The following is a 12,545-nucleotide window of genomic DNA, read 5'->3' on the forward strand; positions in this document are numbered from 1 at the left end:
TTGTTATCGTGCCGCCGCGCGCCGATGTTGCAGCGCAATGCAAATCCATCAGCCTGATACTGCGCGCGCGGTTCACCCCGCGCTCGTCCACTTCGCGCTCGCGGTCGGCGGATTCGCGATCGGCACGACCGAATTCGCGACGATGAGCCTGCTTCCCTATTTCGCGCGCGATCTGGGCATCGATGCGCCGACGGCGGGCAATGTCATCAGCGCCTATGCGCTGGGCGTGGTGGTCGGCGCGCCAACGATCGCAGTGCTGGCCGCAAAAATGTCGCGCCGCACCCTGCTGATCGTGCTGATGCTGTTCTTCGGCATCGCCAACGGCCTTTCCGGTATCGCGCCAACCTATCACTGGATGCTGCTTTTCCGCTTCCTGAGCGGCCTGCCCCACGGCGCCTATTTCGGCATCGCGGCGCTGCTGGCGGCCTCGCTGGTGCCGGCCAACCGGCGTACGGCGGCGGTGGGCCGGGTGATGCTGGGCCTCACGATCGCGACGATCGTGGGCGTGCCCTTCGCCAACATATTGGGCCAGGTGATCGGCTGGCGCTGGGGCTTCGCGCTCGTCGCGATCCTCGCGCTGACGACCGCCATGCTCGTCGCGCTCTACGCGCCCGCCCACAAGGCCGAAGCCGACGCGAGCCCTCTGCGCGAACTGGGCGCACTGCGCCGGCCGCAGGTGTGGCTGACGCTGGGCACCGGCGCTGTCGGCTTCGGCGGCCTCTTCGCCGTCTATACCTACCTCGCCGATACGATGCTGGCGGTGACGAAGGTATCGCCCGCGATGATCCCGGTCGCGCTCATCCTGTTTGGCGCGGGCATGACGGCGGGCACGATGGTGGTGCCGCGTTTCGCCGATCGCAGCCTGATGCCCACGGCGGCCGCCTTGCTGCTCTGGTCCGCCGTGATGCTGCTCCTGTGGCCGCTCGCGGCACCGCACCTGCCGACATTGCTCGTCTCGGTCTTCGCGATCGGCTTTGGCGGCGCCTATGGCGTGGTGCTGCAGACGCGGCTGATGGATGTGGCGGGCGATGCGCAGGCCCTCGCCGCCTCGCTCCATCATTCGGCCTTCAACACCGCCAACGCGATCGGCCCCATTCTGGGCGGCATGGCGATCCGCGCGGGCTATGGCTGGACCTCCACCGGCTATGTCGGCTGCGCGCTCGCGCTGGGCGGCCTCGCCATCTGGTGTTTCGCCTGGTGGCTTTCGAACCAGCGCGTGGCGGCAACGGCCGGCGCCTGAAACACCGACCTCACCGCGGGCGCGGTCGAGGCATCCGGCGGTGGCGACGCACCGGATCGCGCCGCCATGCTCGCGACGACGCGATCCGGGCTCTCACTCCACCGTGACGCTCTTGGCCAGGTTGCGCGGCTGATCCACGTCCGTGCCCTTGGCGACGGCGACATGATAAGCGAGCAGCTGGATCGGCACCGCATAGACGAGCGGCGCGATCAGCGGATGGACCTTGGGCATCGTGATCGTGGCCACGCATCCCTCGCCCGCCGCCTGCACGCCATCATAATCCGAGATCAGCACCACCTTGCCGCCGCGCGCCTGAACCTCCTGCATGTTGGAGACGGTCTTTTCGAACAGCGGCCCCGAAGGCGCGATCACGATGATCGGCACGCTATCGTCCACCAGCGCGATCGGCCCGTGCTTCATCTCGCCGGCGGCATAGCCTTCGGCGTGGATATAGCTGATTTCCTTGAGCTTCAGCGCGCCTTCCAGCGCCAGCGGATAATCCGGCCCGCGCCCCAGATACAGCACGTCGCGCGCGGCCGCGATCACGCCCGCCATCTCCTGGATCGCCTCGTCATAAGCCAGCGCGCCGTTGAGCGAGGCCGGCGCCTCGGACAGGTGGCGGACGATGCCGCGCTCCTCGGCCGGGGAAAGCCGCCCCTTCGCCTTGGCGAGATTGGCCGCCAGCGCCGCCAGCACCGCGAGCTGGCAGGTGAAGGCCTTGGTGGAAGCGACGCCGATTTCCGGCCCGGCATGGGTTGGCAGCAGCAGATCCGCCTCGCGCGCCATTGTGGAAGTCGGCACGTTCACGACGACCGCGATCTTCTGCCCCTCGGCGCGGGCATGGCGCAGCGCCGCCAGCGTATCCGCCGTCTCGCCCGACTGGCTGATGAAGAGCGCCAGCCCGCCTTCTTCCAGCACGGGTTCGCGATAGCGGAACTCGCTCGCCACATCGATGTCGACGGGCACGCGCGCGAATTGCTCGAACCAGTATTTGGCGACGAGGCCGGCATAATAGCTCGTCCCGCAGGCAACGATCGTCACGCGGCGGATCGCGCCCAGATCGAAATCCTCGACCGGCACCGGCGCCAGCTCGCCATCCAGCCGGCGCAGATAGGTGCGCAGCGTCTGCGCGACGACGATCGGCTGCTCGTAAATCTCCTTCAGCATGAAGTGGCGATGATTGCCCTTGGAGATGGCGATGTCCGTCGCGCCGGAAACGACGATCGGCCGCTCGACCGGCTGGTCGTCCCTGTCGAACACCTGCGCACCATCACGCGTGATGACGACCCAGTCGCCCTCCTCCAGATAGGAGATGCGCTGCGTGAGCGGCGCCAGCGCCAGCGCATCGGAGCCGAGATAGGTCTCGTCCTCGCCATAACCGACGACGAGCGGCGAGCCGAGGCGCGCGCCGATCAGCAGATCGGGATGCTCGCGAAACAGGATCGCCAGCGCGAAGGCGCCGTGCAGTCGCTTGAGCACCTGTGCCACGGCGGAGGCGGGCGCGTCCCCCGCCTCGATCCGTTCGGACACGAGATGGGCGACCACCTCCGTATCGGTCTGCGAAGTGAAGGTGCGGCCGCGCGCCTGCAATTCATCGCGCAGCGCCTTGAAATTCTCGATGATGCCGTTGTGGACGACGGCGACTTCGCCCGTGGCATGGGGGTGCGCATTATCCTCGGTCGGCGCGCCATGCGTGGCCCAGCGCGTATGGGCGATGCCGGTCTTTCCGGGCATGGGCTGCGCGGCGAGCACGCCCGCGAGATTATCGAGCTTGCCGGGGGCGCGGCGGCGATCGATCAGGCCATCATGATCGGTGGCGATGCCGGCCGAGTCATAGCCGCGATATTCGAGCCGCCGCAGCCCTTCGAGCAGGCGCCCGCAGACATCTTCCTTGCCGACGATCCCGATGATTCCGCACATTCGATTCCGAGCCCCAAAAGGTGATGCGACGGCGCAAAGCGCGCGTGCGGTTTACACGAAGCTGAACGGCGCGCGAGCCGTGATCCGAGCGTTAACGCTCCGCGCTTCGCGTTCGGATCATTATGTGGCATAAGGGTTCGTCGCGGGCTGCGGGATGCGCTCGCTCTCCCACGCTTGCAGCGTCTGTTGACGCACCCAATTCAGGACGATCATGCCTTTTTCTTCTCTTCCGGCGCTTCTGGGCGAGGCGCTCGCCGCGCGTGGCTATGAAGCCCCCACCCCCGTTCAGGCCGCTGTTCTAGAGCCTGAGGCGCTCGGCCGCGACCTCATCGTTTCCGCCCAGACCGGTTCCGGCAAGACGGTGGCCTTCGGCCTCGCCTTCGCCGAGCAACTGCTGATCGATGGCCAGCTTCCCCCGCCGCAGACGCCGCTCGCCCTCGTCATCGCGCCGACGCGCGAACTGGCCTTGCAGGTGAGCCGCGAACTGATGTGGCTCTATGGCGCGGCCCGCGCGCGGGTGGCCACCTGCGTCGGCGGCATGGACGCCTCCAAGGAGCGCCGCACGCTGAGCCACGGCGCGCATATCGTGGTCGGCACGCCGGGCCGCCTGCGCGATCATGTGGAGCGCGGCGCGCTCGATCTTTCCGCGCTGCGCGTCGCCGTGCTCGACGAGGCGGACGAGATGCTCGACATGGGCTTCCGCGAGGATCTGGAGGAAATTCTCGACGCGACGCCGCCCGAGCGCCGCACGTTGCTGTTCTCCGCGACGATGGCCAAGCCCATCGTCCAGCTCGCCAAGCGCTATCAGAAGGATGCGCTGCGCATCACCACGGTGGGCGAGGATCGCGGCCATGGCGACATCACCTATCAGGCGGTGACGGTCGCGCCCTCCGATATCGAACATGCCGTGATCAACCTGCTGCGCTTCCATGAGGCGGAGACGGCGATCCTGTTCTGCGCCACGCGTGACAATGTGCGCCATCTTCACGCCACGCTCGTCGAGCGCGGCTTCTCCGCCGTGGCGCTTTCGGGCGAGCATAGCCAGTCCGAGCGCAATCATGCGCTGCAGGCGCTGCGCGATCGCCGCGCCCGCGTCTGCGTCGCAACCGACGTCGCCGCGCGCGGCATCGATCTGCCCTCGCTCAGCCTCGTCATCCATGTCGAGCTTCCCCGCGATGCCGAGACGCTCCAGCATCGCTCGGGCCGCACCGGCCGCGCGGGCAAGAAGGGTACGGCCGTGCTGATCGTGCCCTATCCGCGCCGTCGCCGCGTGGAGCAGGTGCTGAAGGGCGCTCGCATCAATGCGGAGTGGATCTCGGCGCCCACGCCGGAGGATATCCGCAAGAATGATCGCGAACGGCTGATTACGGCGATGCTGGAGCCCGTGGAATTCGACGAGGAGGATCGCGCGCTCGCCGAACGCCTGATGGCCGAGAAATCGCCCGAGGATATCGCCGCGCTCGTCGTGCGCGCGCACCGCGCCGCTATGCCGCAGCCCGAGGAACTGACCGAGAATACGCCGGAGGCGCGCCGCGCGGCGCAGGCGGATCGCCATCGCCCCGGCTTCGACGATACGGTGTGGTTCCGCATGGATGTGGGCCGGCGCCAGAATGCCGATCCGCGCTGGATCCTCCCGCTGCTGTGCCGGCGCGGGCACATCACGAAGAATGAGGTGGGCGCGATCCGGATCCTGCCGGGCGAGACCTGGTTTCAGGTGCCGAGCGCGATTTCCGGCAAGTTCGCCGCCGCGCTCGCCCGCACCGCCGATCCGCGCGGTGAGGATGAAAGCGGCATCCGGATCGAACGCGCGCCGGGCGAGCCGCCGGCGATGGGCCGACGCCCCCATGGTGCCCCCGGCGGTCAGGGCGGCCCCCGCGCCTCTCATGGCCGCCCTCCGCGGCCGGGCCACCGGGGTCAGCGACCGGCCTGATCGCTCCGGCCAGGGGGCACCGGCCGATTCGGTCATGCCCCAGCCGCGCCGGCGATGCCCTCCCGTCCCACTCCAGCCGATAAGCCCCGAAGATTCCCCGAAAATCCGCAGCGCTCGCGACCAGCCTTTGGTCGAACTCCTTTTTTATTAATTTATAAGGGTTTGACTGGAGATACTCACAGGCGGATACGGTGCGCCGCATTGTATTGCGGACGGCTGTGCCGAACCCGGCCGGGGGTGTTTTCCCGGGCGGCCAGCAGAAGGCGGAGTACGGTATCGTGGGTGGGGCCAATGCACGCCGGTTGAAAGGCCCGGACGGCCCATCGTCCGATACGCCATCTTCGGCAGCAAGCTCGCCTCACGAACTCGTCGCGGAGCTCTGCGCGGCGCTGGCCGGCTGGCCACAGGTGCCGATGGACGGCCGCGTCAATCGTGCTCGCCCCGCCCCCTTCCTGAACCTGAACGCCGTGCTCAGTCAGGCGCGGATCGGCATCCTGCACCGCGATCTGGATTTGCGCGTGCTGATGGTGAACGATCATTATTGCGAGCTGGTCGGTCGCTCCGTCGAGGATCTCGACGGGTTGCCGGCGGAAGAATTCACGCACCCGGAGGATCGCGCGCACAGCGCCGCCCTCTTTCGCGAGCGGATCGCCAACGGCGAGCCCTACCGCGTCGAGAAGCGCTATATCCGGCCGGATGGCTCGGCCATCTGGTGCTCCGTCGATGTCTCCTTCCTGCGCGATGAACTGGGCCAGACGGTCTCCACCATCTCCGTCGCGCGCGACATCACCGTCCGCCGCGCGGCAGAACTGGAGTTGCGCGAGAGCGAGGAGCATTATCGCTATACGGTGGAACTCGCCCCGCAGATCACGTGGACCGCGACGCCCACGGGCATGATCGAGGAAGTCAGCCCGCGCTGGGCCACAACGACCGGGGCCGATCCCGCCGATGCGCTCGGCTTCGGCTGGCTCGATCGGGTTCACCCCGATGACGTGCGCCCGACAATCACCCAATGGGAGAGCGCGCTCGTCTCGGGCGATCCGGCGGACGTGGAATATCGCCTGCGGACGGCGGATGGCGATCGCTGGTTTCGGGCCAGGGCGACAGCACGGCGGAACGAAAGTGGCGCCATCATCCGCTGGTATGGCACGCTGGAGGACATTCACGATCGCCGGGTGGCGGAAAACGCGCTGCGCGAAAGCGAGGAACGCTTCCGCCTAGCAGCGGAGGCTTCCGGCCTTGGCGTGTGGGATTATGATGCGGTGCGCGGCCGCCGCGAATGGTCACGCGAGCTGAAGCAGATGCTGGGCCTGCCCGAGGCGGCAGCCGCCGAATTGCGGACGGCGCTGGACCTCATCGTTCCCGAAGACCGCCACATGCTGGTGGATCTGATCCAGGCGGTGGAGGTGGGCGACGGCACCCATCGTTTCGATACGACGATCCGCATCCATCGCGCCGATACGGGAGCCCTTCGGTGGATGCGCACCAACGGCTGGCGCATCCAGGCACCATCCGGCCGGCTCGACCGCATCCTCGTGACGGTGCGTGACGTGACGGAAGAGCGCACGGTGGAGGAGCGCATCCGCTGGACGGCGACGCACGATGCGCTGACCGGCCTGCCCAACCGCGCCTCCTTCACCGATCAGCTTGAGATGGCGATCGGCATCGCCCACGCCACGGATGCGAGCCTCTCCCTGGCGCTGTTCGACGTCGATCATCTCAAGACGACGAACGATACGATCGGCCATGATGCGGGCGATCACCTGCTGTGCACCTTCGCCGATCGCCTGCGCGAAACGCTACCGGAGGGATCGATCCTCGGCCGGCTTGGTGGGGACGAATTCGCGGCGCTCATCCATTCATCGGATGAAGAAACGATTGTAGAAGGCATTGGCAGTGCATTGAAATCACTGCACGAACCCTTCTCATTCGATAGCCACACGCTGGATTGCGCAGCAACAGCCGGCGCATCGATCTTTCCCCAGCATGGCGGCACGGCGACCGATCTGCTCAAATCGGCGGACATGGCGCTGTATGCCGGCAAGGCGGCCTCGCGCGGCGCCCTCTCCGTCTTCCGCTCGGAGATGCGCGCCGATGTCCAGCGACGCTCGTCGATGCTCGGGCTTGCCCGCGTCGTCGCGCGCGAGAACCGGATCATTCCCTTCTATCAGCCCAAGATCTCGCTGACGGACGGACGCATCACCGGATTCGAGGCCCTGCTGCGCTGGCGGCACGATCTGAAGGGCATTCAGCCCCCTTCCACCATCGCCGCCGCCTTCGAGGATTTCGACATCGCGATCCAGATGGGCGAGCGGATGCTGGAAAATATCCTGCGCGACATGCGAAGCTGGCTGGATCGCGGCATCGATTTCGGCCGCATCGCCTTCAATCTCTCGCCGGCCGAGGTGCGTCACGAAAATCTGGTGCCCCGGATCATGGACAAGCTGGCCCATGCCGGCATACCGCCCGAACGCTTCGAGCTGGAGGTGACCGAGACGGTCTTTCTCGGCCGCAGCGCGCATGACGTGGCCAGCACGCTGGAAGCCTTCCACCGCAAGGGGGTCCGCATCGCGCTGGACGATTTCGGCACCGGCTTCGCCTCGCTCACGCATCTCCAGGCCTTCCCCGTCGACGTCATCAAGATCGATCGCAGCTTCATATCGAATCTGAGCGAAGGATCGGGCGATGCCGCGATCGTGGATGCCGTGCTCGGCCTGGGCCGGCGGCTGGGCATGGAGGTGGTGGCCGAAGGCGTGGAGACGCAGGCGCAGGCCGATTATCTGCTGCGGCAGGGCTGCGATCAGGGCCAGGGCTATCTGTTCGGGCGCCCCATGCCGATGGAGGAGGCCGAGGCGATGCTGCGCAGCTGCCCGATCAGCGCGCCGATCGCCAGATCGATATCCCATAGGTCTGCACCGAACTGAACCGTTCGGGCTCCGCCGGGATCGTCCGCACCCGATCGAGCCAGCCGCTGGCCGCCAGCACATCATCGAACACCGGATTGGCATAGACGATCCGCAGCGGGCGGCCGGGAGGTGCCGCTTCCCGCGCCGCACGGATGTTGGCGATCACCTGCGCCAGGATCTGCGCGCTCAGCGCGTGGAAGAAATAGAGCAGGCTGGTATCGCCCAGCGGATGATCGAGCGCATTGGCCTCGACGATGCGGATATCGCGATCGAGCAGCCGGCTGCGCCTGCGATTGGCCTCCGCAGCGCGCGCCAGTTCCGGCACCAGTTCCACGCCCACCGCCCGACCCGCCCCGGCATGGGCGGCGGCGAACAGCGCGCGCCCCAGCCCGCAGCCAAGATCGGTGAAGACATCCTCCGGGGACAATTCGGCCGCCGCCAGCCCCGCGAAGATCTGCGCATAGGACAGGGGCTGATAATGGGAGGCCCAGTCCGCCGTGCCCCATTCGCCCGATCCGCCATGATAGCCGAACGTCTTCACGCCCAGCCGCCGATCCCACCATTCATCGCGCGGCTGCGTGAGCCGGGCCTTCAGTTCATGGCCGCGCAGCACGCTCATTTCGCGCGCTCGGCGCGCTTCTTCTCGCGGAAGCGCGCGGCCCAGCCGGGCCGGTCCTCCTGCGATCCGCGCGCCACCGCCAGCGCATCGGCGGCCACATCCCGCGTCACCACCGATCCCGCCGCCACGATCGCACCCGCGCCGATCGCCACGGGTGCCACCAGCGCGCTGTTCGATCCGATGAAGGCCCCCTCCCCGATCCGCGTGGTATATTTGCCGAAGCCGTCATAATTGCAGGTGATCGTGCCGGCGCCGATATTGCTGCCCGCGCCGATATCCGCATCGCCCAGATAGGTGAGGTGATTGGCCTTCGCCCCCTTGCCGAGCCGCGCCTTCTTCAGCTCCACGAAATTGCCGACATGCGCCTCCTCGCCCACCTCGGCACCGGGGCGCAGGCGCGCATAGGGGCCGATGATCGCGCCGCGCGCCACGCTCGCCCCCTCGATATGGCTGAAGGCATGGATGGTCACGCCATCCGCGATCGTGGCGCCCGGGCCGAACACCACGTTCGGCGCGATCGTCACGTCGCGGCCCACGATCGTATCCCAGGCGAGCCACACCGTTTCGGGCGCGATCAGGGTGGCGCCGTCCGCCATCACGCGATCACGCGCGCGGCGCTGCCAGATCGCCTCGACGGAGGCGAGCTCCGCCCGGCTGTTCACGCCCGCCACCTCATCTGCCTCCGCCTCGATCACGGCCGAGGCGCGGCCGTCGGCGGCCGCGAGCATGACGATATCGGGCAGATAATATTCGCCCGCCGCATTGGCATTGCCCACGCGGGCGAGAAGCGGCCAGAGATCGGCGGCGCGCGCCGCCATCAGTCCGCTGTTGCACAGGGTTTCGGCGCGTTCCCCGGGGCTTGCGTCCTTATGTTCCACCATCTTCACGATATGATCGCCTTGGGCGATGATGCGGCCGTAGCTGAGCGTATCGGCGGGGCGGAAGCCGAGCACGACGATCGCCGGCCGATCGGGCGCGTTGAGCCGATCGATCATGCGGGCCATGGTTTCGGCCGAAACGAGCGGCACATCGCCATAGAGGATCAGAACGTCACCCGCGAAGCCGGCGAGCGCGCCCTGCGCCTGTAGCACGGCATGCGCGGTGCCGAGCTGTTCGGCCTGCACTGCCACGGCCAGTCCCAGCGGCGCGGCAAAGCCTTCCACCTGCTCCCGCCCGGCGCCCGCGACGATCACCGTGCGTTCCGCACCGAGGCTCGCCACCTTGTCCGTCAGGTGGCCCAGCATCGGCTTGCCCGCAATCGGGTGCAGCACCTTGTGGAGATCGGATTTCATGCGCGTGCCCTTGCCTGCGGCGAGGACGATGGCAGCGAGCGGCGGGCGCTTTTCGGTCATGGCCGGCTCCTCTGCCATGTTCCGCTTGCGCGCGCCACTCGGGCCGCTAGTCGACGGGCATGATCGCTTTTCCCTTCGATGTCGTCGCCTTCGATCTGGATGGCACACTGGCCGATACCGCCCCGGATCTGACCGCCGCGCTCAATCACACGCTGGAGAGGCTGGGCTTTCCAATCGTGCCGGCCGAAGATGTGCGCCACATGGTGGGCCATGGCGCGAAGGCCCTGCTGCGCAAGGGGCTGATCGCGGCGGGCGTGGAGGATGAGGCGCTGGTGGAGCGCGGTTTCCCCATCTTCCTGGAACATTATGAGGCGCATATCGCGGATGAAAGCTTCGCCTTTCCGGGCTGCGAGGCGACGCTGGACAGGCTGGCCGCGCGCGGCGTGGCGCTCGCCATCTGCACCAACAAGCTGGAAAGCCTGGCCCGGCGCTTCGTGAAGGAGATTGGTTGGGATCGTCGCTTCGCTGTCATAATCGGCGGCGATACGGTGGGGGTGAGCAAGCCCGATCCCGCCCCCCTTCTCGCCGCGATCGCGCGTGCCGGCGGCGGGCGCGCCGCCTTCGTGGGTGACAGCATCACCGATACGACGACCGCCCTTGCCGCCGCCATACCCTGCGTCGCGCTCTCCTTCGGTTTTCATGACCGCCCACCCACGGAGCTGGGTGCGGATGTGCTGATCGATCATTATGACGAGCTGATCCCCGCGCTGGAGCGCCTGGGAGGCTGATGGCACGCTGGCCGGAACTGCTGGGAGGTCGCCGCCCCGCGCGGGACGAGCCCGCGGATTCGGCGCCCGAAACGGACCGCGCCGCGGACGCGGCCGCGCTGCTGGATGGCTTTCCGGAGCCGCTGCTGCTGCTGGACGGCATCATCGTGACCGCCGCCAATGCCGCCGCGCGCAGGCTTTTCGGCGCCTATGTGGATGGCGAGGACGTGCGGCTCGCGCTGCGCCATCCCCAGGCCAGCGCGCTGCTGGCGGGCACGCGCGAAGGGCCGGTGGCGATCGGCGGGCTCGGCAATCCGGACCGGCGCTGGGAAATGGCGGTCAGCGCGCTGGCGGACGGCCGCCGGCTCGTCCGCCTCGAGGATCGCAGTTCAGCCCAGGCGGCCGAACGGATGCGCACGGATTTCGTCGCCAATGCCAGCCACGAGCTGCGCACGCCGCTGGCCGCGCTGATCGGCTTCATCGAAACGCTGGAGGATGCGAACGGGCCGGACGACGCACCGATCCGCGCCCGCTTCCTGGGCATCATGGGGGCCGAGGCACGCCGGATGCAGCGGCTGATCGACGATCTGATGTCGCTTTCCCGGATCGAGGCGGATCGTTTCGTGGTGCCGCGCGAGACGATCGATCTCGTCGCCCTCACCCGCGTCGCCTGCGCCGAGATCGAGGGCGGCGGCAAATCCGGAGGCCGCGTCCTCTGCTCGATCGAGGCGCCAGTCGCGAACGTCCATGGCGATCGCGCCCAGTTGCTCCAGCTGCTTCACAACGTGATCGGCAACGCGCTGAAATATGGCCGGCCGGAAAGCCCGGTCGCCGTTTCCATCGGCACGGCGGATCACAATGCGATCCTGATCGTGCGCGATGAGGGAGAGGGCATTCCCGCCGAGCTGATCCCGCGCCTCACCGAACGATTCTACCGCGTCGATCCCGGCCGCAGCCGCGCGCTGGGCGGCACCGGGCTGGGCCTGGCGATCGTCAAGCATGTGGTGGAGCGGCATCGCGGAAGGCTGGATATCGTCAGCATCGTCGGCGCCGGCACCACCGTCACTGTCACATTGCCGCTCGCCACACTCTCCTGAACCCGCCGATTTCGTGTAACATCACTGTCTTGAAGCGCAGCTACGCGCAGCGAGGCGGAATATGGCAATGGCGACCGGACATATCCTGAAATCCTTCGACGAGGATCTTGCGGAGCTTCGCGCGCTCGTCGCCCAGATGGGCGGCCTGGCCGAGGAAGCGATCGACGGGGCCATAGCGGCGCTCGCCAATCGCGATGCCGAGGCAGCCGCCGCGATCGTGGAAGGCGATCGGGAACTGGATCGGCTGGAGGCCGAACTGGAACGCCAGGTCGTCCGCCTGATCGCCCTGCGCGCGCCTCTGGCGGACGATCTGCGCGAGATTCTCGCCGCGCTGAAGATTGCCGGCGTGATCGAGCGGATCGGCGATTATGCCAAGAATATCGCCAAGCGCGTGCCGCTGCTGCTCGACAGCCGGGGGATCGAGCCGCTCTCCATCCTGCCCGCCATGGCGCGCGCCACGGCGGAGATGGTGCATGATGCGCTGGATGCCTTCGCCGCGCGCGATGCCGAAGCCGCCACCAAGGTCTGCGCGCAGGATCGCATCGTCGATGATTTCTACAACAGCCTGTTCCGCGCCCTGCTCACCTACATGATGGAAAACCCGCACACGATCTCGGCGTCGACGCATTTGCTGTTCGTCGCCAAGAATCTCGAACGGATCGGCGATCACGCCACCAATATCGCCGAGATGGTCCATTTCGCCGCCACGGGCGAGCAGATCGCCGAGCGCGGGCGCGGCGCGGACCATCTCGCACCGGAAATCGCCTGAAGGGA

Annotated in this window: 9 protein-coding genes; 6 read left to right on the forward strand and 3 right to left on the reverse strand. The window is 67.6% G+C overall.

The features are described 5' to 3' along the window. The first annotated feature begins 37 nt into the window (after positions 1–37). Positions 38–1,240 (forward strand): MFS transporter, encoded by a 1,203-nt coding sequence (locus DI605_RS13530; RefSeq protein ID WP_293974750.1) that lies wholly within the window; start codon positions 38–40, stop codon positions 1,238–1,240. A gap of 93 nt (positions 1,241–1,333) precedes the next feature. Here DI605_RS13530 and glmS read toward each other — a convergent pair whose 3' ends face one another. Further along, the gene (glmS, locus tag DI605_RS13535) at positions 1,334–3,160 is read right to left on the reverse strand and encodes a glutamine--fructose-6-phosphate transaminase (isomerizing) (protein ID WP_293974753.1); all 1,827 of its coding nucleotides are present in this window, start codon (positions 3,158–3,160) and stop codon (positions 1,334–1,336) included. Positions 3,161–3,371: 211 nt separating this feature from the next. Between glmS and DI605_RS13540 the strand changes: the two genes are divergently transcribed. Both DI605_RS13540 and DI605_RS13545 read left to right on the forward strand, forming a co-directional pair. Beyond that, positions 3,372–5,090, forward strand: coding sequence for a DEAD/DEAH box helicase (locus DI605_RS13540; RefSeq protein ID WP_293974756.1), 1,719 nt, complete (start codon positions 3,372–3,374; stop codon positions 5,088–5,090). 191 nt (positions 5,091–5,281) lie between these two features. Beyond that, a complete protein-coding gene (locus DI605_RS13545) occupies positions 5,282–8,014 on the forward strand; it encodes an EAL domain-containing protein (RefSeq protein WP_293974759.1) in 2,733 nt (910 codons plus the stop codon). Here DI605_RS13545 and DI605_RS13550 read toward each other — a convergent pair. Further along, positions 7,965–8,615, reverse strand: coding sequence for a methyltransferase domain-containing protein (locus DI605_RS13550; protein ID WP_293974762.1), 651 nt, complete (start codon positions 8,613–8,615; stop codon positions 7,965–7,967). The two genes, DI605_RS13545 and DI605_RS13550, sit on opposite strands and share 50 nt — an antisense overlap. Continuing rightward, entirely contained in the window at positions 8,612–9,967 is a 1,356-nt protein-coding gene (gene glmU, locus DI605_RS13555; protein ID WP_293974765.1) for a bifunctional UDP-N-acetylglucosamine diphosphorylase/glucosamine-1-phosphate N-acetyltransferase GlmU, read from the reverse strand. The genes DI605_RS13550 and glmU overlap by 4 nt, the downstream gene beginning before the upstream one ends. 59 nt (positions 9,968–10,026) lie before the next feature. Here glmU and gph point away from each other — a divergent pair, with 59 nt between their 5' ends. The 3 genes from gph (at position 10,027) to phoU (ending at position 12,540) form a co-directional block, all read left to right on the forward strand. Further along, positions 10,027–10,695, forward strand: coding sequence for a phosphoglycolate phosphatase (gene gph / locus DI605_RS13560; RefSeq protein ID WP_293974768.1), 669 nt, complete (start codon positions 10,027–10,029; stop codon positions 10,693–10,695). Then, positions 10,695–11,771 carry an ATP-binding protein gene (locus DI605_RS13565; RefSeq protein ID WP_293974771.1) on the forward strand — a complete coding sequence of 359 codons (1,077 nt, stop codon included), beginning with the start codon at positions 10,695–10,697 and terminating at the stop codon, positions 11,769–11,771. Before gph ends, DI605_RS13565 begins: the two co-directional genes overlap by 1 nt. A 67-nt stretch (positions 11,772–11,838) precedes the next feature. Continuing rightward, on the forward strand, positions 11,839–12,540 hold the full coding sequence (gene phoU / locus DI605_RS13570; RefSeq protein ID WP_293974774.1) for a phosphate signaling complex protein PhoU: 702 nt from the start codon (positions 11,839–11,841) through the stop codon (positions 12,538–12,540). Positions 12,541–12,545 lie beyond the last annotated feature (5 nt).

It is taken from the genome of Sphingomonas sp. (genome assembly GCF_003248515.1).
GTDB lineage: Bacteria > Pseudomonadota > Alphaproteobacteria > Sphingomonadales > Sphingomonadaceae > Sphingomonas_I.